Source organism: Microbacterium sp. PF5 (genome assembly GCF_004794315.1).
Taxonomy (GTDB): Bacteria; Actinomycetota; Actinomycetes; order Actinomycetales; family Microbacteriaceae; genus Microbacterium; species Microbacterium sufflavum.
Genome location: NZ_SSDQ01000066.1, coordinates 16554 through 41401, shown reverse-complemented (window position 1 = coordinate 41401; position 24848 = coordinate 16554). Strand labels below are relative to the sequence as shown.

24 protein-coding genes are annotated in these 24848 nt (G+C 70.8%); 14 read left to right on the top strand and 10 right to left on the bottom strand.

Going from position 1 to position 24848, the window contains the following annotated elements; genetic code table 11:
• The first annotated feature begins 68 nt into the window (after positions 1-68).
• Genes DW297_RS04845 through DW297_RS04835 form a run of 3 tightly spaced genes read left to right on the top strand, consistent with a single transcriptional unit; the run spans position 69 to position 3669 of the window.
• A complete protein-coding gene (locus DW297_RS04845; protein WP_136029929.1) occupies positions 69-983 on the top strand; it encodes an ABC transporter permease in 915 nt (304 codons plus the stop codon).
• Positions 980-1717, top strand: a complete 738-nt coding sequence (locus tag DW297_RS04840) for an ABC transporter ATP-binding protein (RefSeq protein ID WP_136029927.1) — start codon at positions 980-982, stop codon at positions 1715-1717. The genes DW297_RS04845 and DW297_RS04840 overlap by 4 nt, the downstream gene beginning before the upstream one ends.
• Positions 1714-3669, top strand: a complete 1956-nt coding sequence (locus tag DW297_RS04835) for a DUF6541 family protein (RefSeq protein ID WP_136029925.1) — start codon at positions 1714-1716, stop codon at positions 3667-3669. The genes DW297_RS04840 and DW297_RS04835 overlap by 4 nt, the downstream gene beginning before the upstream one ends.
• Here DW297_RS04835 and DW297_RS04830 read toward each other — a convergent pair.
• Together DW297_RS04830 and DW297_RS04825 are read right to left on the bottom strand one after the other, a co-directional pair.
• On the bottom strand, positions 3666-4046 hold the full coding sequence (locus tag DW297_RS04830) for a DUF2304 domain-containing protein (RefSeq protein ID WP_136029923.1): 381 nt from the start codon (positions 4044-4046) through the stop codon (positions 3666-3668). The two genes, DW297_RS04835 and DW297_RS04830, sit on opposite strands and share 4 nt — an antisense overlap.
• A 5-nt stretch (positions 4047-4051) precedes the next feature.
• The gene (locus DW297_RS04825; protein WP_136029921.1) at positions 4052-4738 is read right to left on the bottom strand and encodes a glycosyltransferase family 2 protein; all 687 of its coding nucleotides are present in this window, start codon (positions 4736-4738) and stop codon (positions 4052-4054) included.
• An 80-nt stretch (positions 4739-4818) separates the two neighbouring features.
• On the opposite strand from DW297_RS04825, the gene DW297_RS04820 reads away from it, so the two are divergent.
• Genes DW297_RS04820 through DW297_RS04805 form a run of 4 tightly spaced genes read left to right on the top strand, consistent with a single transcriptional unit; the run spans position 4819 to position 9326 of the window.
• Positions 4819-5430, top strand: coding sequence for an acyltransferase (locus DW297_RS04820; RefSeq protein ID WP_136029919.1), 612 nt, complete (start codon positions 4819-4821; stop codon positions 5428-5430).
• Positions 5427-6524 carry a DegT/DnrJ/EryC1/StrS family aminotransferase gene (locus DW297_RS04815; RefSeq protein WP_136029917.1) on the top strand — a complete coding sequence of 366 codons (1098 nt, stop codon included), beginning with the start codon at positions 5427-5429 and terminating at the stop codon, positions 6522-6524. The genes DW297_RS04820 and DW297_RS04815 overlap by 4 nt, the downstream gene beginning before the upstream one ends.
• Positions 6524-7513 carry a Gfo/Idh/MocA family protein gene (locus DW297_RS04810; RefSeq protein WP_136029915.1) on the top strand — a complete coding sequence of 330 codons (990 nt, stop codon included), beginning with the start codon at positions 6524-6526 and terminating at the stop codon, positions 7511-7513. Before DW297_RS04815 ends, DW297_RS04810 begins: the two co-directional genes overlap by 1 nt.
• 10 nt (positions 7514-7523) lie before the next feature.
• Complete coding sequence (locus tag DW297_RS04805; protein WP_136029914.1) at positions 7524-9326, top strand: ABC transporter ATP-binding protein; 1803 nt, start codon at positions 7524-7526, stop codon at positions 9324-9326.
• Between the two features lie 22 nt (positions 9327-9348).
• Here the strand turns inward: DW297_RS04805 and DW297_RS04800 are convergent, their stop codons facing one another.
• Genes DW297_RS04800 through DW297_RS04790 form a run of 3 tightly spaced genes read right to left on the bottom strand, consistent with a single transcriptional unit; the run spans position 9349 to position 12597 of the window.
• Positions 9349-10434, bottom strand: a complete 1086-nt coding sequence (locus tag DW297_RS04800) for a glycosyltransferase (protein WP_136029913.1) — start codon at positions 10432-10434, stop codon at positions 9349-9351.
• Positions 10431-11516, bottom strand: a complete 1086-nt coding sequence (locus DW297_RS04795; RefSeq protein WP_136029911.1) for a glycosyltransferase — start codon at positions 11514-11516, stop codon at positions 10431-10433. Before DW297_RS04795 ends, DW297_RS04800 begins: the two co-directional genes overlap by 4 nt.
• 25 nt (positions 11517-11541) lie before the next feature.
• The gene (locus DW297_RS04790) at positions 11542-12597 is read right to left on the bottom strand and encodes a glycosyltransferase family 2 protein (protein WP_136029909.1); all 1056 of its coding nucleotides are present in this window, start codon (positions 12595-12597) and stop codon (positions 11542-11544) included.
• Between the two features lie 98 nt (positions 12598-12695).
• On the opposite strand from DW297_RS04790, the gene DW297_RS04785 reads away from it, so the two are divergent.
• Positions 12696-13844 (top strand): acyltransferase family protein, encoded by a 1149-nt coding sequence (locus DW297_RS04785; RefSeq protein WP_136029907.1) that lies wholly within the window; start codon positions 12696-12698, stop codon positions 13842-13844.
• On the opposite strand, the gene DW297_RS04780 is transcribed toward DW297_RS04785, so the two are convergent.
• From DW297_RS04780 to DW297_RS04765, 4 genes are read right to left on the bottom strand one after another with little or no spacing between them, the layout of a single operon-like run.
• Positions 13836-15056, bottom strand: coding sequence for a glycosyltransferase family 4 protein (locus DW297_RS04780; protein WP_136029905.1), 1221 nt, complete (start codon positions 15054-15056; stop codon positions 13836-13838). The genes DW297_RS04785 and DW297_RS04780 overlap by 9 nt on opposite strands.
• Before the next feature lies 1 nt (position 15057).
• Complete coding sequence (locus DW297_RS18805; protein WP_168442798.1) at positions 15058-16254, bottom strand: glycosyltransferase; 1197 nt, start codon at positions 16252-16254, stop codon at positions 15058-15060.
• Positions 16251-17426, bottom strand: coding sequence for a glycosyltransferase (locus tag DW297_RS04770; protein WP_136029903.1), 1176 nt, complete (start codon positions 17424-17426; stop codon positions 16251-16253). The genes DW297_RS18805 and DW297_RS04770 overlap by 4 nt, the downstream gene beginning before the upstream one ends.
• Positions 17410-18645 carry a glycosyltransferase gene (locus tag DW297_RS04765; RefSeq protein WP_136029900.1) on the bottom strand — a complete coding sequence of 412 codons (1236 nt, stop codon included), beginning with the start codon at positions 18643-18645 and terminating at the stop codon, positions 17410-17412. The genes DW297_RS04770 and DW297_RS04765 overlap by 17 nt, the downstream gene beginning before the upstream one ends.
• A 148-nt stretch (positions 18646-18793) precedes the next feature.
• On the opposite strand from DW297_RS04765, the gene DW297_RS04760 reads away from it, so the two are divergent.
• The gene (locus tag DW297_RS04760; protein ID WP_136029897.1) at positions 18794-19468 is read left to right on the top strand and encodes a GCN5 family acetyltransferase; all 675 of its coding nucleotides are present in this window, start codon (positions 18794-18796) and stop codon (positions 19466-19468) included.
• A gap of 40 nt (positions 19469-19508) precedes the next feature.
• Here the strand turns inward: DW297_RS04760 and DW297_RS04755 are convergent, their stop codons facing one another.
• Positions 19509-20414 carry an LpxD N-terminal domain-containing protein gene (locus tag DW297_RS04755; RefSeq protein ID WP_136029895.1) on the bottom strand — a complete coding sequence of 302 codons (906 nt, stop codon included), beginning with the start codon at positions 20412-20414 and terminating at the stop codon, positions 19509-19511.
• A gap of 66 nt (positions 20415-20480) precedes the next feature.
• Here DW297_RS04755 and DW297_RS04750 point away from each other — a divergent pair, with 66 nt between their 5' ends.
• Genes DW297_RS04750 through DW297_RS04730 form a run of 5 tightly spaced genes read left to right on the top strand, consistent with a single transcriptional unit; the run spans position 20481 to position 24836 of the window.
• Positions 20481-20705: an acyl carrier protein gene (locus DW297_RS04750; protein ID WP_136029893.1), complete on the top strand. Its 225-nt coding sequence runs from the start codon at positions 20481-20483 to the stop codon at positions 20703-20705.
• Positions 20698-21465: an SDR family NAD(P)-dependent oxidoreductase gene (locus DW297_RS04745; RefSeq protein WP_206251488.1), complete on the top strand. Its 768-nt coding sequence runs from the start codon at positions 20698-20700 to the stop codon at positions 21463-21465. Before DW297_RS04750 ends, DW297_RS04745 begins: the two co-directional genes overlap by 8 nt.
• 26 nt (positions 21466-21491) lie before the next feature.
• Entirely contained in the window at positions 21492-22499 is a 1008-nt protein-coding gene (locus DW297_RS04740) for a 3-oxoacyl-ACP synthase III family protein (protein WP_136029889.1), read from the top strand.
• Positions 22493-23665 carry a glycosyltransferase family 4 protein gene (locus DW297_RS04735; protein WP_136029887.1) on the top strand — a complete coding sequence of 391 codons (1173 nt, stop codon included), beginning with the start codon at positions 22493-22495 and terminating at the stop codon, positions 23663-23665. The genes DW297_RS04740 and DW297_RS04735 overlap by 7 nt, the downstream gene beginning before the upstream one ends.
• Positions 23658-24836 carry a glycosyltransferase family 4 protein gene (locus tag DW297_RS04730; RefSeq protein ID WP_136029885.1) on the top strand — a complete coding sequence of 393 codons (1179 nt, stop codon included), beginning with the start codon at positions 23658-23660 and terminating at the stop codon, positions 24834-24836. The genes DW297_RS04735 and DW297_RS04730 overlap by 8 nt, the downstream gene beginning before the upstream one ends.
• Positions 24837-24848 lie beyond the last annotated feature (12 nt).

The following is a 24848-nucleotide window of genomic DNA, read 5'->3' as shown; positions in this document are numbered from 1 at the left end:
CCGTGAAGGCGTCCGGACGGGTGCCATAGGATACTGGAGTGCGCCGCGGCGACCGCCGCCGCAGCTGAATGAGTGGGGCCGTGACAGATACCCGAGATCTTTTCGCCGTCGTCCCGCGTTCCTCCTTCGACACCCCCGGCACGAGTCGCGGTCTGATCGATGTGGTGCGCTGGCGGTATCTGCTGTACCTGCTCGTGCGGACCGGCGTCACCACCCGCTACCGCAACTCGGTGCTCGGCTGGACCTGGTCGTACGTGCGACCCGGGGCGCAGTTCCTGGTGTTCTGGGTGGTCCTCGGACTGTTCCTCAGCCTGAACAGGAACATCGAGAGCTACCCCGTCTACCTGTTCTCGGGCATCGTCGTCATCAACCTCTTCTCCGAGGCGTTCAAGAACGCGACGACGTCGATCGTGAACAACGCCCCGCTCGTGCGGAAGGTGTTCCTGCCGCGGCAGCTCTTCGCCGTCTCCGCCGTGCTGGTGGCGTTCATCCACTTCCTCCCGCAGCTGGCTCTGCTGCTGATCGTGTGCCTCTTCCTCGGCTGGATCCCCGGGATCACCGTGCTCTCGGTGCTCGCCGCGCTGGCGGGCATCGTCATCGTCACGCTGTTCGCGCTGGGGCTCGGCCTGTTCTTCGGCGCGATCAACGTGCGGTTCCGTGACGCGGAGAACATCGTCGAGCTGCTGCTCCTGCTCGCGACCTGGGCCTCGCCCGTGCTCTACGCGTGGACGATGGTGCAGGAGGCCGTCCGCACGCTCGGCTGGCCGGACTGGATCCTCGAGCTCTACATGCTGAACCCGATCACGCAGGGCGTCGAGCTGTTCCACTACGCCTTCTGGCGACCGGTCACCGAGACGACCATGCCGCTGCCGCCCGGCCTCGGCTGGAACACGCTGTGGACGTTCCTGATCGCCCTGGGCACGCTGCTGATCGGGCAGCTCGTCTTCCGCCGACTCGAGGGAAGGTTCGCGCAGGACCTATGAGTACCGCCATCGCCCCCCGCCCGAGCATCGTCGTCGACGGTGTGCGGAAGAACTTCACGCTGAACCACGCGCTGTCGCTCAAGGACACCGTGGTCGCCTGGATCCGACGTCGCAAGACCTCCAGCACCTTCGAGGCGCTCAAGGGGCTCGACCTCGTCATCAACGAGGGGGAGTCGGTCGCGATCCTCGGGCTCAACGGCTCGGGCAAGTCCACTCTCCTCAAGCTCATCTCGGGGGTCATGGAACCCGACGCGGGCGAGGTGCTCACGCGCGGCAGGGTCGCGGGTCTCATCGAGGTCGGTGCCGGATTCCACCCCGAGCTGTCCGGGCGCGAGAACGTGTTCCTCAACGCGGCGATCCTGGGCATGCAGCGCAAGGAGATCGAGGAGCGCTACGACGAGATCGTCGCGTTCAGCGAGATCGAGCAGTTCATCGACCAGGAGGTCAAGCACTACTCCTCCGGCATGTTCATGCGACTCGCGTTCTCCGTGGCGATCCACGTCGAGCTGGACGTGCTGCTCGTCGACGAGATCCTGTCGGTCGGCGACGCGCCCTTCCGGGAGAAGTGCCGGCAGAAGTTCGGCGAGCTGATCGCGCAGAAGAAGACCCTCGTCGTCGTGAGCCACGACATGGAGATGGTGCGTGAGCTCTGCACCCGAGGCGTGGTGATCAACAAGGGCGAGGTCGTGTACGACGGCGAGATCGAGGGCGCGATCGCGTTGGTCGACGAATGATCGGCGACTGGGTCGCGCAGTCGGGGCTGATCGCCCTGACGCTCCTCGTCTTCTTCGTCCCCGGTCTCCTGCTGGGCGCCGCTCTCCGTCTGCGCGGGTTGACGCTCTGGGCGTCGGCCCCGAGCCTCTCGGTCGGCACGCTCGCGGTGCTGGCCATCGTCTTCCCGTTCCTCGGGGTGCACTGGGGTCTCGCTTCTGTCGGCATCGCGGTCGCGGTCGTCGTGGCGGTGGTGTTCGCGGTGTCGCTGCTGCTTCGTCGCGGTCGCAGCGTGGCCGACGTGCCACGACGGCAGCCGCGGCACCTCGCGCTCCTGGCCGTCGGCCTCATCGTCGGCGGCGGCCTCAACGCGGCGCGATTGATGGCGTACGTCGGCACGCCGACCGCGATCTCCCAGACGAACGACGCCGTCTTCCACCTGAACGCGCTGCGCTGGGCCGCCGAGTCCGGCACGGTCTCGTCGCTCGACCTCTCCGGGGTGCTGGGCGGATCCACCTTCTATCCCGCGGCCTGGCACGCCATGACCTCGCTGGTGGCTCTGGACATCGGCTCGATCCCGGTCGCGGCCAACATCGTCGCGCTGGTGATCGCCGCGGTGGTGTGGCCGCTGAGCGTGTCGCTGCTCGCCCACGTCGTCAGCCGCGGGGATGCACTGGTCACGGCGCTGGCGGCCGGGTTGTCGGCGGGCCTGATGGCGTTCCCGCAGCTCATGTTCGAGTGGGGTGTCCTGTACCCCTACGCCCTCTCGCTCGCCGTCGTCCCCGCCGCGGTCGCCCTCACGATCGTCGCGGTGCGGTCGTGGCGGGGCGCACGGCGCGGTGAACGCCTTCTGGCCGCTGCGGGTCCGGGCGTCGCCGCGCTCCTGGCGGTGACGGCGGCCACGCTGTCGCAGCCGTCGTCCGTGCTCACGTGGGGTGCGCTGGTGATGCTGTGGTTCTCCGGGAGCCTGCTGCTCGGCATCCGCCGCCCCGGCGCGCGCCCTGTGCTGCGGTGGAGCGTGATCGTGATCGGCTGGGCCGCGGTGGGCGTCGTCTGGCTCGTCCTGGCCTACCTCGCCGGACCGGTGCTGTGGCGGTCGTACCGCGGCGTGTTCGGCGCGATCGCCGACGTGCTGGTGAACAGCCACTCGCTGCTGCCCGCGGCGTGGGGGATGAGCGTGCTGCTGCTGGCCGGATTGATCGCCGCCGTGCGCGACCGGCGACTGCGGTGGCTGGCGGTGGGATGGGCCGGGTTCTCGCTGCTCTACATCGTGAGCGTCGGCACCGACCTTCCCTTCATCAAGAGGGCCCTCACCGGTCCCTGGTACGGCGACTCCTTCCGGCTCGCGGCGATGGTGCCGATCGTCGTCGTCCCCCTCGCCGCCTTCGGCCTCGCCATGATCGTGCGGATGGTGTCCGCCGCGGTCCCGAGGCTCACGGGAGCGCGTCGCGACGCGGTCGCGCTGGTCTCGCTGGCGGTCGTCGCCGTGGTCGGGATCGTCAACGTCGCGCTCTCCCCGGTGGTGCTACTGCGCGTCGCGGACGAGACGGACGAGCAGTCCCGCTACGCGATGAACGCCGACAGCTACCTCTCCGACGACGAGTACCGCCTGCTCACCGAGCTTCCCGACCTCGTGTCGCGGGATTCGCTGATCATCGCGAACCCCTCCACGGGAGCCGGCTTCGCCTACGTGCTCGGGGAGCGCGACATCGTCCCTCGCACGTGGGCGCCGCCGCAGTCCGCCGCGTGGGACGTGATCGCCGCGCACCTGCGTGACGCCGCGGAGGACCCCGCGGTGTGCGAGGCCCTCGCCGCCTACGGCGACCCGGAGTACGTGCTCGACTTCGGCATCGGCGGCACCGGTCCCGGCGAGTACCTCATGCCCGGCATGACCGACTTCGAGGACCGGCCGGGCTTCGAGGAGGTCGCCTCGGAGGGTGACGCGAGCCTCTGGCGGATCACCGCCTGCGGCTAATCCTCGGGCTGGCCGTCGTCCGGGGCGGCACGACGCGCGCCGTCCTGCGGGTCCTGCGACGCCTGCAGCAGCGCGAGCTTGCGCGCGAGCAGGGTGAGGCTGCGCTGCTGCGCGGCGTTCTTCCTCGACTGCGTGTAGACGAAGACCATGAAGATGACCACCAGTGCGTACAGCAGCAGGTCGGTACCGCGCCCGACGCCCACGAGGTTCGCGACCCAGGTGAGCCACTGGGGGAACAGGATCGACACGATCGCCACGAGCACGAAGCCGCCGTACAGGAGACGGCGGATCGCCAGGTGGCTGTCCGCACCGGTCCGGCGCATGAACACGGCGCCGATGGCGATGACGGCCGCGATGAGAAGGATCTGGATCCACATGGCGTTCACCGCACGATCAGGTCGACGAGGATGTTGACGGAGTTGAGCACCGATTGGCCCTTCGATTTGGAGTAGTCGGTGTAGAGGAGCTCGACCGGGTGCTCGATCCACGGCAGCCCCGTGTCGCCGAGCTGCAGCACGATCTCGGTGGCGTGCGCCATCCGGTCCTGCTTGAGCTGCAGGCGCGCGGCGGCGTCGGCGCGGATGACGCGAAGGCCGTTGTGCGCGTCGGTGAGCTTGACGCTCGTGGTCATGTTGGTCACCCACACCGCGGTCTTCAGGATCACGCGCTTCATCCAGCCCGGGTTCGTCCGGTCGTCGAGGAAGCGCGAGCCGAACACGATCGCTGCGCCGCTGGCACGCGCCGCGGCGACCATCGCCACCGCGTCGTCGATGCGGTGCTGGCCGTCGGCATCGAAGGTCACGATGTACTCGCAGCCCGGCTGGGACAGGGCGTACTCGATGCCCGTCTGCAGGGCCGCACCCTGACCGAGGTTGATCGGGTGCTCGACGATGTGGGCTCCGGCGCGTCGAGCCACCTCCAGGGAGCCGTCGGTGGAGCCGTCGTCGATGCACACGATGTTCGGGAAGTGGGGGAGGACCCCCGCGATGACGCCGGCGATGACGCTTGCTTCGTTGTACAGCGGTACGACAACCCAGGTATGCGGGTCGGGAGTGGCTGGGTTGGTCACACCTCTATCCTCTCAGGAAACGCCTGTGCGAGCAGATAGGATGACCGAGTCCCCTTCCCGAGCCGCGAGGAGAATCCCGCATGCCCTCACCGACCGACGTCCGGATCGTCGATTCGGCCGATGTGTCCCCCGAGGCGAAGATCGGAGCAGGGAGCTCGATCTGGCATCTGGCCCAGGTGAGGGAAGACGCGCAGCTCGGCGAGAACTGCATCGTCGGCCGCGGCGCCTACATCGGCACCGGTGTCGTCATGGGCGACAACTGCAAGGTGCAGAACTACGCGCTCGTGTACGAGCCCGCTCGACTCGGCGACGGCGTGTTCATCGGACCGGCCGTCGTGCTCACGAACGACACGTACCCGCGGGCGATCAACGCCGACGGCACGCAGAAGAGCGCGCACGACTGGGAGCCCGTCGGCGTCACGATCGAGCGTGGCGCCTCGATCGGTGCCAGGGCGACCTGCGTCGCGCCCGTGACCATCGGCGCCTGGGCGACGGTGGCGGCCGGGGCCGTCGTGGTGAAGGACGTCCCCTCCTATGCGCTCGTGGCCGGGGTGCCGGCGCGCCGCATCGGCTGGGTGGGCGAAGCGGGCGTTCCCCTCACGCGCGCCGACGACGACAAGACCTGGGTGTGCCCCGCGACCGGCGGACGGTACACCGAGACAGACGGAACACTGACCAAGGAGACCGTGTGAGCGAGTTCATTCCCCCCGCCAAGCCGATCATCGGCGACGAAGAGCGCGAGGCCGTCGACCGGGTGCTGCGCAGCGGCATGGTCGCGCAGGGCCCCGAGGTCGCCGCGTTCGAGCAGGAGTTCTCGGCGCACTTCGTGCCGGGGCGGCCCTCCGTGGCCGTGAACTCCGGCACCGCCGGTCTGCACCTGGGTCTGCTCGCCGCGGGCGTCGGTCCCGGCGACGAGGTCATCGTGCCGTCGTTCACGTTCGCGGCGACGGGCAACTCCGTGGCCCTCACCGGCGGCACCCCGGTGTTCGTCGACATCGAGCCGGAGACCTTCACGCTCGACCCCGAAGCCGTCGCGGCCGCGATCACGCCCAAGACCAAGGGCATCCTCCCGGTGCACCTGTACGGTCACCCCGCCCGCATGCGCGAGCTGGAGGCCCTGGCCGCCGAGCGCGGCGTGGCCCTGTACGAGGACGCGGCGCAGGCGCACGGCGCCTCGCTCGACGGTCGCCCGGTCGGCTCGTTCGGCGACTTCGCGATGTTCAGCCTCTACCCGACCAAGAACATGACCAGTGGCGAAGGCGGCATGGTCACCACGGCCACGGACGAGATCGCCCGTCAGGTCAAGCTCCTGCGCAACCAGGGCATGGAGCGGCAGTACGAGAACGAGATCATCGGCTTCAACGCCCGCATGACCGACATCCACGCCGCGATCGGCCGGGTGCAGCTGCACAAGGTCGACGCGTGGACGAAGACCCGTCAGCAGAACGCGGCCTTCCTGGACGCGAACCTGCGCGGCGTGGTCGTGCCCCCGGTCGCCGACGGTGCCGTGCACGTGTACCACCAGTACACGGTCCGGGTGCCGGAGGACCGCGACGGCTTCGTGGCGGCGCTCAAGAACGAGCACAACGTCGGCGCTGGCGTGTACTACCCGATCCCGAACCACCGGCTGCCCTCGCTCACGCGCTTCGCCCCGGGCCTCGACCTCCCCGAGACCGAGCGTGCCGCCCGCGAGGTCGCCTCGCTGCCGGTGCACCCGTCGCTCAGCCAGGACGACCTCGAGCGCATCGTCACCGCGGTGAACGCCGTCGCGGGGGCAGGCGCCTGATGGCGGCGAATCTGCGCGCCGGACTGCTCGGCGTCGGGATGATGGGCCGCAACCACGCCCGCGTGCTGCGTGACGTGGAGGGCATCGACCTTGTCGCGATCGCCGACCCGGGCGGTGACCCGCACAAGGTCGCGGGCGAGCTCGAGATCCTCCCCGACATCGAGGCGCTCATCGCCGCCGGCATCGACATCGCCGTGGTCGCCGTGCCGACCGCGTTCCACGAGGACGCGGCGCTCAAGCTGGCCGACGCCGGGGTGCACACCCTCGTCGAGAAGCCGATCGCCCACTCGCTCGAGGCGGGGCGCCGGATGACGGACGCGTTCGCCGCCCGGGGCCTGGTCGGAGCCGTCGGCCACGTCGAGCGCTTCAACCCCGCGCTGCAGGAGATGCGACGCCGCCTGGAGGCGGGGGAGCTCGGTGACGTGTACCAGATCGCGACCCGCCGCCAGAGCACGTTCCCCGCCCGCATCGCCGACGTGGGCGTGGCGAAGGACCTCGCGTCCCACGACATCGACCTCACGAGCTGGGTCGCGCAGAGCGAGTACACCACGGTGTTCGCGCAGACCGCGCACAAGAGCGGACGCGACTACGAGGACATGATCACGGTCACCGGCCGGCTGGCCAACGGCGTGATCGTCAACCACCTCGTCAACTGGCTCTCGCCCATGAAGGAGCGCATCACGGTCGTCACCGGCGACCGCGGCACCTTCATCGCCGACACCGCGACCGGCGACCTGACGTTCTACGCCAACGGCACCATCCCGCTCGAGTGGGAGTCGATGCTCGCGTTCCGCGGCGTGTCCGAGGGCGACATCACCCGGTTCTCCTTCGCCAAGCGCGAGCCGCTGCGGGTCGAGCACGAAGCCTTCCGCGACGCCGTCCTCGGCAAGCCGAACGACGTCGTCACGATGGAGCAGGGCCTGCGCACGCTCGAGGTCGTCGAGGGCGCTCTCTCCTCCGCCGCCAACGGCGCATCCGTCGCCCTCTGAACGCGAGAACATGAAACGCATCTGGCCGGTCCTCAAGGATCTCCTCCCGCTGCTGCCGACCGGCGCGCAGCGGTACTTCGTCGGGTACATGATCGCCACGACGCTCATCACCGCACTCGACGTGGTGGCGATGTCGCTGCTGGCCGTGATCATCGGCCCGGCACTGACCGGCGGGGCGCTGCGGCTCCCGCTGATCGGCGAGGTCTCACCCGACATGACGCCGCTTCTGGTGCTCGGCGCCTGCGCGCTCATCATCCTGAAGTCGGTGCTCTCGGTCACGCTGCACTGGTTCGCCACGCGCCGGTTCGCGCGCTACGAGCTCGAGATCGGCGACCGGATGTTCAAGGCGTACATCAACTCCAGCTGGGAGGAGCGCTCGAAGCGCACGGTCGCCGAGATCACGCGCATCGCGGACGGCGGCATCGCGAACACGATGTCGGGCTTCCTGCTGCCGCTCATGCGCGTCCCGAGCTCGATCTTCACGTTCGTGCTGATCATCGTCGTGCTGCTGGTGGTCGACCCGATCACCGCGCTCATCGCCATGGTGTACCTGATCCTCGTGGCGCTCATCGTGCACCAGGTGGTGACGAAGCGCTCGCTGGAGGCCGCCACCGTCAACCGCAACTACAGCTACCGCGTCGCGATCCTGATGACCGAGATGATGGAAGCGCTGAAGGAGCTCAGCCTCCGCAACCGGCTCGCCGACGTCGCACAGCTGGTGACGGACAGCCGCCACCACTCGGTCCGCGCCAGGGCGAACGCGTCGTTCCTCGGTGTCGTCCCGTCGTTCGCGTTCGAGTCCGCCCTCATCGGCGGCGTCGTGATCATCGGCGGCGTCTCGTACTGGCAGGGCGGTCTGGCGGCCGCGTTGTCGTCCGTCGCACTGTTCACCGCGACCGGCTTCCGCCTGATCCCGGCGATCAGCGGCATCCAGGGCGGCATCGTGCAGGGTGTCGCGAGCATCCCCTCGGCACAGGACGTCATCGGTGACCTCACCGCCGCGGAGAAGGACATGGAGGTGTCGCAGACGCCCGCCGACACCGCGGAGCTGGCGGAGAACCCTCGGCTGCTCAGCCTGTCGGACGTGCACTTCCGGTACCCGGGAGCCGACGAGGACGTCATCCGCGGGCTCTCGCTCGACATCCCCCTCGGCAGCTCGCTGGGCATCGTCGGGCCGTCCGGAGCCGGCAAGTCGACGCTGATCGACCTGCTCCTCGGCCTCAGCCAGGCCACGACCGGCGACATCGAGATCGACGGGCACCCGCTCTCGAGCGTGCTCCGTCAGTGGCGCGGGCGCGTCGGCTACGTGCCGCAGCGGGTGGCGCTGTTCGACGCCTCGATCGCGCAGAACGTCGCTCTGACCTGGACGGATGAGATCGACCGGGACCGCGTGGAGTACGCCCTGGAACGCGCGCAGCTCAGCTCGCTCGTCGCGTCGCGGGCGAACGGCATCGACGAGCGCATCGGCGAGCGGGGCGTGTCCCTGTCCGGCGGTCAGCAGCAGCGTCTGGGCATCGCCCGCGCGCTGTACACCGATCCGCTGGTGCTGGTGCTCGACGAGGCCACGAGCTCTCTCGACACGAAGACCGAGGACGAGGTCACCAAGGCGATCCGGTCGCTGCAGGGCGAGGTCACGCTGATCTCGGTGGCGCACCGCCTGTCGACCATCAAGGACTACGACCGGATCTGCTACATGGACGAGGGCGTGATCGCCGCGCAGGGCACCTTCGTGGAGGTCGCCTCCTCGCTGCCCGCGTTCGCCGAGCAGGTGCTGCTGGCCGGACTCTCCGGAGAGCTCGAGCGCCGGGCGTGACTCCGCCGCCCGACCGGGTCGGTCAGACGATCCGGTCGGTGCGGTTCGCGGCGTAGAACAGCCGCGCCATCGCCTGCGGGTGCAGGGAGAACAGCGGGTTGGGCGTGAGCAGCGCCCCCAGTGACCGCTGGTTCCAGCGGTCGTTCGCGAGGATGCGGATCCGCTCCACGTCGGGCGCCGCCGAGAAGGTCTCGTCGATGATGCGATGGTCGACCCGCGACAGCAGCCGCAGGGCCCCGGGGGCCAGGGCCACGAGTCGGTCCAGGGTCTCCCGCAGCTCGGCCTGGTGCGTGACCAGCTCCGGCGTCGTCGTCGCACGGACGCCGATCGCGCTGAGGAACTGGATGCGCAGCAGCTTGACGACCGCTGCGGTGCGGGCGCGGCGGCCGAGGGCGCGGAACCAGGGCGCGGCTTCGAGGCCGTCGAGGAAGGCGAAGTCCTCGCGCACCGGGCGTGCCGTGAACGTGACGCGGTCGCCCTCGTCCTCGTGCCCGACGTACGCGGGACCGTCGATGTCGACGGCGAGGTCGCGCCCGCGGAACCACAGCTCTCCGGTCAGGGCGATGTCCTCTCCGGACGACAGGCCCTCGGTGAAGCGCAGATGGCCGAACCGTTCGCGGTCGATGAGGCCGAGCGGCGCGCTGCGGTAGGAGAGGCGGTCCTTCGCGGCGTCGAGCCGCCGCGATCGACGTCCGTTCCGCACGGGAGGAAGCGGGTTGTTGTGGCGCCCGACGAGCGTGATCTTCGGGATCACCGCGCTCGCCCCGGTCTCGCGCTGGATGCGCAGCCAGGAGTCCAGCGCGCCGGGCGCGAACTCGTCGTCGGAGCCGAGCAGCGCGATGAACGGGGCGGTGGACGACGCGAAGCCGAGGTTCATCGGTCCGGCCGGCGAGCGGATGCCGTCCTGCAGCTCGAGCAGGACCACGCGCTCGTCCCCCGCGTACTCGCCGAGGTTGCCGCGGATCACGGCGGGGTCGATGTTGTGCGCGACCACCAGCACGCGCACCGGAGCGGCGGTGGCGTCGAGCACCGAGGCCACCGCACGACGGATCGGTCGGGTGGCGGAGTGGACGGCGATCGTGACGTCGACCAGGGGCGACGCGGTCACAGCTGCCCCACCCGCTGCGATCGGGCGCCCGCGGCGAGCGTGCGGAAGGGGGCGTGCCGGTGCAGCGCCAGGAATGGGTTCCGGGGGAGCTGAGCGGCGGGGGAGAGATAGATCCACCGACGACCGAGCAGCGCGCGAGTGCGCTCGGGATCGGGCGCCCCGCGGCGCAGCTCGTCCATGACCCGGCGGTCGGCGATCGACAGCACCGACAGCACTCCGGGGGCCCAGGCGCTGACGCGGTCGACCACGGCGAGGAGCTCGGCGGCGACCGCGGCGATGCCCGGGGTCTCCAGGCGCGCGGCCACGGCGTCGAAGAAGTGGATGCGGAGCAGCTTGACGGCCAGGGCGCGGCGGTCGGCGGTTGAGGCGGCCGCGAACCAGTCCGCCTCCTCGATCACGCGGAGGAACGCGAAGTCGGCCGCCACGTCGCGCGGAGCGGAGGTGACGCGGTCGTCCGCGTCGTCGTGGCCCACGTACGGGGGACCGTAGAGGTCGTAGGCGATGCTCGTCGCCGTGATCCACAGCTCGGAGGTGTACGGCAGGTCCTCGCCGGACGTGAGGCCCTCGGTGAAGCGCAGGTCGCCGAAGCGCTCGCGGTCGATGAGGCCGAGGGGCGCGCTGCGGTAGTGCAGGCGGTCGCGGTCGGCGCTCAGGCCGGTCGTGCGGCGTCCGCGGCGCACGGGCGGGTACGGGTCGGGGCCTCCGGTCACCAGGCGGATGCGACCGATCACGACGTCGGCATCCGTCGCGCGCTGCAGCGCCAGCCACGAGTCGATCGCGCCAGGGGCGAACTCGTCGTCGGAGCCGAGCAGGGTGTGGAAGCGTGCCGTCGCCGCCGCCATCCCGAGGTTCATCGGGCCGGCGGGCGACGGGATGCCGTCGCGGAGGGAGAGCAGCCGGACGGCCGGGTGTTCCGACCAGGTGCCGAGGTTCGTGCGGATGATCTCCTGGTCGATGTTGTGTGCCACCACGTTCACGCGCACCGGAGCGGTCGTGCCTTCGATGACCGAGGCGACGGCGCGCGCGATGGGCCGGGTGGCGGAGTGGACGGCGATCGTGACGTCGACAAGTGGGGATTCCATACCGGATCGATGCTACCGCGGAGGCCTACGCCATCATGTCGCGCAGGGTCCGGTACGGGGCGTGCCGGTGCAGGGCGAGGAACGGGTTCGCCGTGAGCCGCGCATCGAGCCCGCCGCCCCAGCGGGCCGAGAGGAGGGCGCGGATCCGGTCGGCCGACGGCGCGCTCGTCTCGAGCTCACGGAGCACCTTCCGGTCCGCGCGGCACAGCAGCGCGGTCGCGCCAGGGGACATCCGCTCGATCGCCGCGGCGGTGTCGAGCAGCTCGGCGCGGTAGGCGGCGATCCCGCCCGGGGCGTCCAGCCGGGAGGCGACGGCATCCATGAGGTGCACGCGGAGGTTCTTCACGCCGAACCCCCGGCGCGCCGAGCGCGAGGCAGCCCGGTACCAGGGCTTGGCGGCGACGATGTCGAGGAACGCGAAGTCGGCCGACAGGGGTCGGACGGTGCGGGTCACACGGTCGACCGCATCGTCGTGGCCGACGTACGCCGGGCCCGTACGGTCGTAGGCGATGTGCGCGCCGGTGAACCACAGCTCCGCGGTGAACTCGAGGTCCTCGCCGGACTCGAGGCCCGGGGTGAAGCGCAGGTCGGGGAAGCGCGTCCGGTCGATGAGGCCGAGCGGCATGCAGCGGTAGCTGAGGCGGTCCTTATCGACGTCGAGCTCCCGCACCCGTCCGCGACGTCGCGGCGGTGTCGGCTCTGCCGCCTCGTCCACGCGCACGCGCGGGATGACGGTGGTCGCGCCGGTCGAGCGGGCGACCGCGAGCCAGGAGTCGAGTGCCCCCGGCTCCAGCTCGTCGTCCGAGCCCATGACCGAGAAGTACGGCGCCTCGGCCAGCGCGATGCCGTGGTTCATCGGCCCGGCGGGGGAGGGGATGCCGTCCTGCAGGGACACGACGCGCACCTCGGGCCGCGTGCCCAGGTCGCCGAGGTTGGTGGAGATCGCCTCGGGATCGGTGTTGTGCGCGACCACGGTGACCCGCACGGCGGCGGTCGTGTCGAGCACGGAGGAGACCGCGCGGCGGATGGGACGAGCGGGCGTGTGCACGGGGATGACCACGTCCACGTCGGGCGACGGCATGTCGTCGATCCTATCGCGGGCGTTGCGGACGGACGGGGCGCGGGGGTCGGCACTGTATCCTTTCCGGAGCCCTGTCCTCGATCAGAGAGTCTCGTCGCGTGCACTCCGCCTCCACCCTCGCTCAGCCCACGCAGCGGCTGGACTCGCTCACCGGGCTGCGCTGGTGGGCAGCGTTCGCGGTCTTCCTGTACCACATGAATGTGTTCGCACCTCTGCCGGGTTCGGTGCAGTCGGTGCTGCTGAACGGCTATCTCGGCGTGACGTTCTTCTTCGTGCTCTCCGGTTTCGTGCTCACGTGGTCGGCGCGGCCGAACGTGCCCACCTCGACGTTCTACTGGCGTCGCTTCGCACGCATCTGGCCATCGCACATGGTGGCGCTCCTGATCGCGATCCCCGTGTTCTACACGTTGGCGCCGGTTCCGGAGGGGAGCTTTCTGAAGCCGTTCGACCTCGGCATCCTCCTGCTGTCGGTCGTCGTGATCCAGGCCTGGTGGTCTAACCCCGCCATCCTCTTCTCCGGCAACCCGGCCGCGTGGACGCTCACCTGCGAGGCCTTCTTCTATGCGCTGCACCCGTGGATCTCCCGGGTCCTGGTGCCGATGGCCAAGCGCGGGGCGCTGCTGCTGGCGGTCGGTGTCGTCGCCTACGCGTTCGTGTACCGCGCGGTGGTCCTGTTCGCCCCGGACCTCGGACTCGCCGCGCTCCCGGTGCCCGTGCAGCGGCTTCCGGAGTTCGTGCTGGGCATGGCGCTCGCGTGGGCGATCCGCTCCGGCTGGCGACCGCGCATCCACCCGCTCATCGGCGTCGCCGCTCCCGTGGCGGTGATTCTGGCGCACTACGCCTCCGGGCGGTTCATCCCGACCTGGAGCGTGACCCCGGCGATCAGTGGCATGCTCAACGAGCTGTTCACGGTCGCGTGCGGCATCGCGATCGTCTCGCTCGCCGTGCATGCACTGCGCGGCGGACGGCTGTGGTTCGCGTCGAAGTGGCAGGTGCGGCTGGGTGAGTGGTCCTTCGCCTTCTACCTCGTGCACGCGACGTTCATCTACGTGGCGCTGCGCGTCTTCGGCTACCAGCCCGCGTCGTGGAGCAACCTGCTCTGGTTCGCCGCCCTGTTCGTGGTCGACCTGGTGGCCGCATGGGCCCTCCACACGTTCGTCGAGCGCACGCTGGAGAAGCGCATGCGCCGCTGGAAGGACGACCGGGACGCGCGCCGCCGCACGCGAGAGGCGGTCGCGTCAGCCTGAGGCGCGGATCCAGCCGTCGAGCAGGACCGCGGCGCTCCGGCGCCCGGAGTGCACGGCCTCGACGAACACCGGCCCCGCCGCGGCCGCGGCGGCCGCTGCCTCACGGTCGGAGATCAGTCCGGCGACCACCTCGCCGAGGGTGTCCGGCGTGGCCTCGACGATCGGCAGCGGCAGTCCCACCTCCGCCTCGATGGCGCGGCGTACGTCGGGCAGCACGTGTCCGACCACCACGCGACCCGTCGCCATGGCCTCGCAGGCCGCGACTCCGTAGGAGCCGGCGCGGAACTGGTCGAGCACGATGTCGGCGTCGCTCAGCACCTCGGGCATCCGGTCGGCGGCGACGCCGGTCACGAGCTCGTACTCGATGTCACCGCTCGCGATGAGGGAGGCGAGGGCGGGCTCGATCAGGTGACTGCCCTTCTGCACGACGGAGGTGGAGGAGTGGATCACCCGCACCCGGTCGCGGTCCATGGCGGGGCGCCGCGCCCGGAACCGCGCGGTGTCGACGACCACGGGACACCACGTCGCCCACGGAACATCGTGCAGCAGGTCGGGTGTGGACACGAACGTCGGGCGACGCAGCTCCGTCAGCAGTGCGAGGTTGGCGTCCGCATCGGCCTGCAGCACGGCGGTGCGCGGATCGTCGGGGTACGGCGACCACGGGGTGCGCAGCGCATGGTCGCGGGGGCTGCGGATGTCGGTGCCGTGGCACAGGTACGCGACGGACGCCCCCGCCTCCTCCAGCGCCGCGACCTCCGCGCGGACCTGGCGGTCGAACAGGCGGCCGAACAGCGGGCGCTCCGCCTCGATCAGCACGTGCGAGAACCGGCTGACGGCCTCCCACTCCGACTGCTGCCACTCGGTGGACGAGGTGGAGGAGATCGGGACCGGGACGTCCGCGGGGAAGGAGAGCCCGCCGGGCAAGACCTCCTCCATGTTGCGGGCGGCGATCTCCGGGTCCGCCTGCTCCAGGGCGCGCGCCCAGCGATACCCCTGGCCCGAGTAGTTCGTCGGGCCGATGAAGACCCGCACCCCGGCATCCGGCACGTCGGCCACCGGGGCGTCGCCGCCGCCGAGCGCGCGATGCGCCAGCCGACCGATCAGGCCGTCCGGGTCGCGCGCCGCCGAGTCGAGGGCGCGGTTGACCCAGCGGGGCAGTCGGGAGCGGTGCCGGATGATCCAGCCGGCGATCGCGTTCAGCCGCGCGCGCATTTCAGCGTCCGTCCCTCGTCTGGCCGACCGACTCGATCACGTCGACGACGCGGCCGGCGACCGCGGCCATCGAGTGCCGTTCCGCCGTCCAGTCGGCGACGCTCCGCCGCTCCGCCGCGCTCAGCGGGCGGGCCGCGAGGGCGGCCATGGCCACCGCGACCGACTCGGCGGCGTAGCCGCTGACGATGCCGCCGCGCACCTCCAGGTTCGCCTGGTCGAGGTAGGCGCCGGTGGGTCCGTTCGGCGGACCGGCGAAGATGACGGGGCATCCGGCGGCCATCGACGAGTACGCCTTCGTGGCGAACGCGTACTCGTAGCCGGTGCCGGGGCGCTGGGTGGCGATGGTCGCGACGGCGCGGTGCAGATGCGGGACCAGCTCGCTGCTGGGCATGGTCTCGACGAACTCCACGGAGTCGGCGACCCCGAGCTCGCGGGCCCGCTGCTCCAGGAAGGCGCGCTCGCTGCCGTTGCCGATGAAGCGCAGGGTGTACCCGGGGGTGCTGCGGCTGAACGCGGCGAACCCGTCGACGGCGATGTCGGCGCCGTGCCAGTGCGAGTAGGTGCCGGCGTACAGGAACACGGGTTCGGTCGGCGCCTCCGCCTCGGCGTCGGCCGGGGGGAGGAAGGCACCGGTGTCCGCCCCGAACCCGGTCACGACGGCCGGTCGGTCCACGCCGAGCGCGGCGATCCGGTCGAGCACGCCCTGGGAGATCGTGACGATGCGCCGCGCTCCCCGCATCGCGAAACGCTCGGTCGCGCGCAGCACGCGGATCACCAGGCGCGACGAGGTCACCTGCTCCGCGGCATCGGACCAGACGTCGGCGGCGTCGTACACGTAGGGGATGCGCCGCAGCGCGCACACGAGCCGCACCACGAACCCCGTGGTGGGCGGCGGCTCCATGAACACCACGTCGGGGCGCCGCAGGAACAGGAGTCGGAAGAACAGCGGCACGTCGAAGCTGGCGTACGGGAGGTAGCCGCGCACGTAGCCGCTGCGGTCGCGCAGCACCGGGGCCATGCGCACGTCTTCGACGGGTGTCCCCTCGTCGAGGCCGTGCGGCGGACGCACGGTGAGCACGGTGACGCGGTGCCCGCGGGCGACCGCCTCGTCGGCGACGGCGCCGAGGAACGACGACGCGGCCGAGGGCTCGGGGCGGTAGATGCGCGAGACGATCGCGAGGCGCATGCTCATGCTCATGCGGAGAGGAAGTGCGTCATCAGCTGCGCGCGGGAGAAGTCGCCGTTGTGCACGCGTCGGACGAACTCCCTCCCGGTCGCGGCGATCGCGCGGTAGTGGTCCCGTCGCACGGCGATGTCGCGCAGCATGTGTTCGAGCGTGTCCGGGGTGGTCTCCGGGATCGGCAGGGTCATGCCCGCGTGCCCCTCCACCTCGCGCCGGGCCTGCTCCGTGACGTGGGCCAGCACCACCCGCCCGGCGGTCATGCTCTCGCACGCCGCGACACCGTAGTCGCCGACCCGGAACTGGTCGAGCACGACGTCGGCGGACGCGACCACGGCCGGCATCTCGTGGTTGGGGACGCGGTCCAGCTGGATGAACTCGATGAGCCCCTCGTCGTGCAGCTTCTGCGCTACGGGGACGATGAGCGGCGTGCCCTTGACGTGCGCGTTGGTGGGCGCGTGGATGACGCGGATGCGCTCGCGCTCCAGGAGCGGCTCGTCGTTGATCCACTGCTCCTGGTCGATCACCACGCCGAGGAAGTGCGCGCGGGGAAGGTCGACGAGCAGGCCGGCGGTCGAGACGAACGTGGGCACGTCGAGGTCGGCGATCGCCGCGAGGTTGTCGGCCACGGCCTTCTCCGCGAGGTCGAAGGGCACCCAGTCCTCGCTGTCGACGAATAGCGACCACGGCGTCGACTCCAGGTGGGTCGACGGCAGTCGCACGTCGGTGCCGTGTCCGACGATGCCCACGCGCACACCGCGCTCCTGCAGCAGTGCGGTCTGACGGCGCAGGTCGCCGGAGAACATCCCGCCGAGGATGGGGAAGCACGCCTCGATGAGCACGTGCGTGTAGTTCGTCGCGATCGCATCGAGCATCGAGCGCTGCCATGCGCGGGAGTGCTCCGCGGTGCGCCAGGTCACGGTGTAGTCGGCGGGGTACTGCAGGAGGTTGTTGCCCGCGTGCACGTAGTTGACCGCGGACACCTCACCCGTCGACTCGACCGCGCGCGACCACCGGTACCCCTGGCCGGCGTAGTTCACCGGTCCCACCAGCATCCGGATCGGACGGGAGAGGTCGGGCAGCGGCGGCGGGGGCGGGGTCACGCCCTTCGCCCGGTCGACGGTCGACGCGATCGCGTCCTGCACCGGCTTCGGGACGAGCTTCCAGGCGGCTTCAACGCGGGGATGCATCGGTGTCCTCCTCGTGCGGATCAGGGGCGGTGGCATGCAGCCAGGCTTCGTCGAGCACGGCGGCGGAGCGACGGCCGTCGTGGACGGCGCGGACGAACGTGTCGCCGGTGGCGCGGAGGGCGTCGAGGCCTTCGTGTGCGGCGAGCTCGCGCAGGACGCCCTCGATCGTGTCGGGCGTGGCCTCGACGATGGGCGGCTCCAGCCCGGTCTCCTCACGGACGGTCGCGCGCACCCGCTCGCTCAGGTGCCCGACGACGATGCAGCCGGACGCGAGGGCCTCGCACGCCGCCACGCCGTAGGAGCCGATGCGCAGCTGATCGATCACCACGTCGGCCGCGGCGAAGCGGTCGGGCATCTGCGCGGTCGGCACGCCCTGGATCAGGTCGAGCTCGATGACCCCCTCCGCCTGCAGCCGCTCGAGCGTGTCGCGGATGAGGTGCGTGCCCTTGATCACCGACACCGAGGGGGCGTGGGCGACCCGGAGACGCGCGCCGGGCGCGCGCGCCGTCCGCGGTCGCTCCCAGCGTGCGACGTCGACGGCCACCGGGAGCCACCGTGCGGTGGGGAGGTCTTCGCGCAGGTCGGGGGTGGAGACGAACACGGGGCGCCCGCTGCTCTCCAGGAATGCGATGTTGCGCGCAGCGACCACCTCGTCTCGCGCGGCGTAGATCTCGGGGTCGGCGTAGTGCGACCACGGGTGGTCGCGCATGTGCCGCGACGGCAGCCGCACGTCGGTGCCGTGGGCGAGGTAGGCCACGTCCACGCCCCGCGTGACGAGCGCTGCCGCCTGCGCGGCCACCGAGCGACCGAGGAGGCGACCGAAGGGTGGCTCCTCCGCCTCGATCAGCACGTGCGTGGCCGCGGTCGCCGCGGCGAACTGGTCACGCTGCCACGCGGCGTCGTTGTGGTAGGTCGGGATCGGCACGACCAGGTCGGAGGGGTAGTCGAAGCCGCCGGGAACCTCGATGGCCATGGTGCGCGCCGAGATGCGCGGCGAGAGGCGCTCCAGGGCCCTGCTCCACGCGAACGCCTGGCCGGAGTAGTTGACCGGCGCGATGAGGACGCGGACGGGTCGGTCGTCGAACGCGGTCGTGCCGACGGCTCCGGGGACGGGCTTTCCGTAGCGGCGGGCGGCGATCCGCCCGAGGGGGCTGGTGGGGGAGTCGGCGATGCGGTCGATCGTGGCGTTGACCCACCGGGGGAGTCTGTTCCGGTTCACGTCGTGCGTGCATTCTCCGGGGGACAGGAACTCATCCCGTCAGTATACCGAGGGGGCGCAACGGCGGTCCGACGGCGGGCGACTATCATGGGCGGGGTTGCCGCGGTCCCGTTCCGGTGGACCGGGACCGAATGGAACGGTGGGATCGATGGCCTCGTCAGAGCCGGGCAAGAAGGGCTTCTCGCTCAAGGACTACGCGGAGACGCTTCACGCCTATCTCGACGACGGATACGCCGTCACGAGCTTCGACAAGTACCTCGATGCCCCGCAGGAGAAGCACCTCATCCTCCGGCACGACATCGACAACAGCATCGAGCAGGCCATGCGCGTCGCGCGGGTCGACGCGGAGGCCGGGTGCTCGTCGAGCATCTTCCTGCGCGTGCACGCCCGCGGCTACAGCCTGATGAGTCTGCCGTCGCTCATGATGATCCGCGAGATGGAGGAGCTCGGGCACGAGGTCCAGCTGCACCTCGAGGGCGGCATCGGCGAGGTGCTCGGCGGTGACAACTTCGAGTGGGCCGAGCGTCAGCGCACGGTCTTCGAGACGGCGGTCGGCCGACCGGTCGGCGGGTTCAGCCTGCACGAGCCGGCGCGACTGGGCGGATTCGAGTTCGCGGCGGAGCTCCTCGACCGCTGGTCCGACACGGTGCGCTACCACGCCTACGAGCCGCGGTTCATGATGCCGAACATGAAGTACCTGAGCGACAGCAGCGGCAACTGGCGTGAGGGTCACTTCGCCGAGTGGGTCGGCAAGGTGCCCGTGGTGCAGGTGCTCACCCACCCGTTCTGGTGGTTCGAGAAGGTTCCGGCCGAGAACTACTGATCCGGCCGGAACGACGGAGTCCGCAGCCGGCCGCCCCGGCTCAGCGCTTGTTGTCGCCGAGCCGACGGGCGGGGTTGCCGATGCGGATCTCGTCGTCGGGCACCGACTTCACCGCGACCGCACCGATGCCGAGCAGGGAGTTGCGGCCGAGCGTGACGCCCTGGATGACGGAGGCGTTGGGGCCGATCCAGGCGTCGTCCTCGATCACGACGCTGCCGGAGATCTCCGCGCAGGCCGTGATGATCACGTTGCGGCCGATGCGGCAGTTGTGGGCCACGTGCACGTGGTCGTCGATCTTGGTGTGATCGCCGACGCGGGTCGGGGCGATGGTGCCGGAGCAGACCGTGGTGAAGTTGCCGACCTCGACGTGGTCCTCGATGACGACCGAGCCGAGGTGCGGGATGCGGATGTTGTCGCCGTCGGCGTCGCGCTCCATGCCGAAGCCCTCCTCGCCAATCACGGCGTGGCTCTTGATGAGAGCGTGCGCCCCGATGCGGACGTCGTGTCCGATCACCACGTGATCGCGGATCTCGGCGCCGTCGGCGATCACGGCGCCGGCGCGGACGACGGTGTACTCCCCGATGTGGGCGCCGGGGTGCACCTCGGCGGTCGAGTCGATGCGAGCGGTCGGTGCGATCCCGGGAACGGGCTTGCGGGCGAAGTGCTCGGCGACGGCCAGGGCGAAGGCGGCGCGCGGGTTCTCCACCAGCACCGCCGTCCCCGAGCGGGCGTCGTCGGGGAGGGTGGCGGGGGCGAGGAGCACGGCTCCGGCCTCCAGCGCCTTCGCGGCAGCGGCCGCCGCCGCGACCGGATCGACCACGAACGTCAGGTCTCCCTCGCCGGCCTCGCCGAGCGGGGCGAGACCCGTGACGGAGCGATCCGTGCCGACGAGTTCGCCCGACAGCTGCTGGGCGAGGGCGGAGGCGGTGACGTGGGGCGCGTTCATGCTCCGACCCTACTGCGAACGGCGGGGCGCCCCGGCGGTGCGAGGGGCGGCGGATATGATCGACGCATGGATGAGAAGGCGCTTCTGGAGCTGGTGGCGGAGATCCTCGAGGTCGAGGTGGACGAGGTCGCACTGACCGATGAGCTGGACGCGGTGGGCTGGGACTCGCTCGCGAACATCAGCTTCATCGCGGAGGTCGACGAGGCGATCGGCGTGACGATCGATGCGGACGAGCTCGCGAACGCGAAGACCGTCTCCGACCTGCACGCACTCACCCGTGCCGGTGCCTGAGACCTCCGACTACCTGCACCTCGACGGCCGCGCGGTCGTCGTCACGGGCGCAACCTCGGGCATCGGTCGGCAGACCGCGATCGACCTCTCGCGTCACGGCGCCCGGGTCGCGCTGATCGGACGCCGCGAGGCCGAGCTGGAGGAGAGCCGCGACCTGCTCGCGGGCGAGGGGCACCTGCTGGCGCCGTTCGACCTGACCGACCACGCGGGCGTCGCGGCGCTGCTGCGCGGGATCGCCGCGGAGCTCGGACCGCTCGACGGCCTGGTGCACGCGGCGGGCGTCCACGTGACCGCTCCGCTGCGGATCGCGACGGCCGATCAGACCTCGGCCGTGTTCGACATCAACGTCACGAGCGCGCTGATGCTCGCGAAGGCGTTCCGTCACCCCAAGGTGCGCGCCGAGTCGTCGAGCATCGTCCTGCTGTCGTCGGCGGTCGGCCTGGTCGGGGAAGCAGGAGTGAGCGCGTACGCCGCGAGCAAGGCCGCCGTGGCGTCCCTCGGCAAATCGCTCGCGCTCGAGCTGGCGCGGGAGGGTGTGCGCGTCAACAGCATCGCCGCCGGGATCGTCGAGACCGCGCTGACCGAACGGCTGCGCGCCTCGGTGGGTGCCGCGGCCTGGGACGAGATCGAGGCGGCGCACCCGCTCGGCCTCGGCACCGTGGAAGACGTGGCGGGGGCGGCGCTGTATCTGCTCTCCCCGGTCTCGCGCTGGGTCACCGGTTCGGTGATGGTGGTGGACGGCGGGTACACCGCGAGGTGACCGCTCCCGGCCCGTAGACTGGGGGCATGGGTGCCCGCATCGCTGCCGTCGACTACTACCTGCCCGAGGCCGTCCTCAGCAATGAGGATCTCTCCCGAGAGTTCCCGGAGTGGAGCGTCGAGAAGATCTCCGGCAAGACCGGGATCGACCGCCGCCACATCTCCGGTCCCGACGAGTTCTCGTCCGACCTGGCCATCGCGGCAGCACGACGTCTGTTCGAGCGCGACGGCATCGACCCCCAGTCGATCGACTACGTGATCCTCTGCACGCAGAGCCCCGACTACTACCTCCCCTCGACCGCCTGCATCGTGCAGGACGCCCTGGGCATCCCGACCTCGGCGGGCGCGACCGACATCACGCTCGGCTGCTCCGGCTACATCTACGCCCTGGGCCTCGCCAAGGGCCTGATCGAGTCGGGCCAGGCGGCGAACGTCCTGGTCGTCACGGCCGACACGTACACGAAGTTCATCAACCCGGCCGACAAGTCCGTGCGCACGATCTTCGGCGACGGCGCGGCAGCGACCCTCGTGACCGCGGACGGCTCCGACACCTCGCTCACTGCCATGACCTACGGCACGGACGGCTCGGGCGGCAAGAGCCTCATCGTCCCGAACGGCGGGCTGCGCGCGGGCGCCGCACTCCAGCCGAAGGCCGACACGGCCGTGCGGGAGCTCGTCGCCTCGGGCTACGACCTGTACATGGACGGCCCCGACATCTTCAACTTCACCCTCCGCGTGGTGCCGGAGACGGTCGAGGAGATCCTCGCCAAGGCGCAGCTGGAGCAGGACGACATCGACCTGTTCGTGTTCCACCAGGCGAACGCCTTCATGCTCGAGCACCTGCGCAAGAAGCTCAAGGTGCCCGCCGAGAAGTTCTTCGTGTCGCTCGCCGAGTCCGGCAACACGGTGTCGTCCACCATCCCGATCGCGCTCGCCGACGCCGAACGCCAGGGCGCCCTGGTGCCCGGCATGCGCGTGATGCTCCTCGGCTTCGGTGTCGGTCTCTCCTGGGGTGGGCTGGTCGCGACGTGGTGAGCGCCTCCGCCCCGCGCCCGACGCTCCTCATCCTGTCCTTCGTGCCGATCGACGGCGACCCGCGCGTCATCAAGCAGGTGCGCCGCTTCGTCGACGAGTACGACGTGACGACGTGCTCGCCCGGACCGTCGCCGCACCCCGGCGTCACGCACGTCGAGATCCGTGGCGACCTCCCGCCCAAGCAGGACATCGTGACCAGGGTGCGCGACGAGTTCGCGCGGCGGACCGAGGGGTTCCGCCGGATGTACTTCCAGTCGCCCGGTGTGCTCGAGACCATCCACCTGCTGCGCGGGCGGCGTTTCGACGCGGTGATCGCCAACGACGCCGAGACCGTGGGCGTCGCGTGCCGGCTCTTCGGCGCCGAGCGCGTGCACGCCGACCTGCACGAGTTCTTCCCGGACATGGGCTTCGAGGACACGCCGCTCGGCCGTCGGCACCAGCGCTACTGGTCGTGGATGACGAAGCACCTGGTGTCGCAGGCGCACTCGTCCACGACGGTCGGCGGCGAGATCGCCAAGCGGTACCACGAGTACGGCCTCCAGCCCGGGGTGGTGACGAACTCGACGCACCTGCGCGACCTCCCGTACCGTCCCGTCGGTTCCGCGATTCGGCTCGTGCACAGCGGCAACCCGTTCCACGAGCGCAGCCTCGGCGAGATCATGCGTGCGGTGGCGGCGTCCCCGGTCGAGGTCACCTTCGACCTCTACCTCACGTGGCAGCCCGAGAAGACGCGCTCCGAGTTCGTGGCGCTCGCCGAGGAGCTGGGGCCGCGGATCACGGTGCACGACCCCGTGCCGCAGTCCGTGCTCATCGAGACGCTCAACGAGTACGACCTCGGCATCCACATCCTGCAGCCGGTGAGCACCAACAACGTGATGGCACTGCCGAACAAGTTCTTCGACTACGTCCAGGCGCGCCTCGGCATCGTGGTCGGCCCGTCGGTCGAGATGGCGCGCATCGTGCGCGACCATGGCCTCGGCGTCGTCACGGACGGCTTCGACGAGGCATCGATCGCCGCGACCATCGATGCGCTCACCCCCGAGCGCGTCGACGGGTTCAAGCAGGCCGCGATGCGGGCGGCCGATGCGCTCTCCGCGGAGCGGCAGGTCGAGGTGTGGGCGCGGGCCGTGGAGGAGATCGTCGCCGGCTCGGCGGGCCGTGCCTGACCTCGGGGCGCGGGCGTATCGCCTCGCGCAGAAGCTGGTGCCCTCGTCGGTCGCGGGGTATGTGCTCCCCGGGCACGTGCGCCAGTTCCGCGAGACCGGTGTCACCGTGGCCCGCGACGCCCCGCGGCGACTGCTCATCGCGCCGGTGAACTCGGCGGGGCAGGGGTACGCGTGGGCGCGCGCCGCCGAGACGCTGCCCGGCGTCGCCGCCGCCAGCGCCATGTTCCGCGGGGGTGACGACGTGTTCGGGTTCCACGCCGATCACCTCATCCCCGCGACGGCACTGGTCGGCAACGCTCGCTGGCGCCGGGCGCAGCACCACGCGATCCTTCACGGCTTCACGCACGTGCTGATCGAATCCGGGCGGCACCTCTCCGAGCTCGACGGCGACCCGCTGGAGCTGGTGCGAGAGCTGCAGGCGGCGGGGGTCCGCGTGGCGCTCGTGTGGCACGGGAGCGACATCCGTCTCCCGAGTGCGCACGCCGCGCGCGAGCCGGACTCGCCCTTCCACGGTGATCGCTATGCCGGGACAGCCGTGCTGGAGGAGATCGCCGAGCGGCACGCGCGCTTCGCAGAGGCCGCCGGGGTGCCCGTGTTCGTCTCGACTCCGGATCTGCTGCCGTTCGCACCGGGTGCCACCTGGCTCCCGGTCGTGGTGGATCCGCGATCCTGGGCCGCGGCGGGGGACCGCCCTGCGCTCTCGGGCGACGGGCCACTGCGCGTCGTGCACGCCCCGTCGAGCGCCGGCCTGAAGGGCAGCGACCGCATCGCCGCAGCCGTGCAGCGGCTCGAGGCCGAGGGGCTCATCGAGTACACCGAGGTCAGGGGCGTCCCCGCCGAGCGGATGCCGGAGCTGTACGGCGGCGCCGACGTCGTCCTCGACCAGTTCCTCGCCGGGGCCTACGGCGTCGCGGTCTGCGAGGCGCTGGCGGCCGGTCGCCTGGTGGTCAGCCATGTGTCGGACGACACCCGTGAGGCGGTGCGCGCGGCCAGCGGACACGAGCTGCCCGTGGTGCAGGCCAGGGCACCGGAACTGGAGGGCGTGCTGCGCGAGGTCGCCGCGAATCGCGCGCGCTCTGCGACGCGAGCCGCCGAGGGGCCGGCGTTCGTGCGCGCGGTGCACGACGGGACGATGTCGGCGGAGGCGCTGCGGCCGTTCCTCGACGCGTGAGCCGCCGGGCTC

Bases quoted from the DNA above. Each gene is read 5' to 3' on its own strand.
- DW297_RS04795 (WP_136029911.1), bottom strand. From the start codon at position 11,516: ATGGAATCCCCACTTGTCGACGTCACGATCGCCGTCCACTCCGCCACC.
- DW297_RS04770 (WP_136029903.1), bottom strand. From the start codon at position 17,426: ATGCATCCCCGCGTTGAAGCCGCCTGGAAGCTCGTCCCGAAGCCGGTG.
- DW297_RS04835 (WP_136029925.1), top strand. From the start codon at position 1,714: ATGATCGGCGACTGGGTCGCGCAGTCGGGGCTGATCGCCCTGACGCTC.
- DW297_RS04840 (WP_136029927.1), top strand. From the start codon at position 980: ATGAGTACCGCCATCGCCCCCCGCCCGAGCATCGTCGTCGACGGTGTG.
- DW297_RS04755 (WP_136029895.1), bottom strand. From the start codon at position 20,414: ATGAACGCGCCCCACGTCACCGCCTCCGCCCTCGCCCAGCAGCTGTCG.
- DW297_RS18805 (WP_168442798.1), bottom strand. From the start codon at position 16,254: ATGAGCATGAGCATGCGCCTCGCGATCGTCTCGCGCATCTACCGCCCC.
- DW297_RS04750 (WP_136029893.1), top strand. From the start codon at position 20,481: ATGGATGAGAAGGCGCTTCTGGAGCTGGTGGCGGAGATCCTCGAGGTC.
- DW297_RS04810 (WP_136029915.1), top strand. From the start codon at position 6,524: ATGGCGGCGAATCTGCGCGCCGGACTGCTCGGCGTCGGGATGATGGGC.
- DW297_RS04805 (WP_136029914.1), top strand. From the start codon at position 7,524: ATGAAACGCATCTGGCCGGTCCTCAAGGATCTCCTCCCGCTGCTGCCG.
- DW297_RS04740 (WP_136029889.1), top strand. From the start codon at position 21,492: ATGGGTGCCCGCATCGCTGCCGTCGACTACTACCTGCCCGAGGCCGTC.
- DW297_RS04845 (WP_136029929.1), top strand. From the start codon at position 69: ATGAGTGGGGCCGTGACAGATACCCGAGATCTTTTCGCCGTCGTCCCG.
- DW297_RS04820 (WP_136029919.1), top strand. From the start codon at position 4,819: ATGCCCTCACCGACCGACGTCCGGATCGTCGATTCGGCCGATGTGTCC.
- DW297_RS04790 (WP_136029909.1), bottom strand. From the start codon at position 12,597: ATGCCGTCGCCCGACGTGGACGTGGTCATCCCCGTGCACACGCCCGCT.
- DW297_RS04830 (WP_136029923.1), bottom strand. From the start codon at position 4,046: ATGTGGATCCAGATCCTTCTCATCGCGGCCGTCATCGCCATCGGCGCC.
- DW297_RS04760 (WP_136029897.1), top strand. From the start codon at position 18,794: ATGGCCTCGTCAGAGCCGGGCAAGAAGGGCTTCTCGCTCAAGGACTAC.
- DW297_RS04780 (WP_136029905.1), bottom strand. From the start codon at position 15,056: ATGCGCGCGCGGCTGAACGCGATCGCCGGCTGGATCATCCGGCACCGC.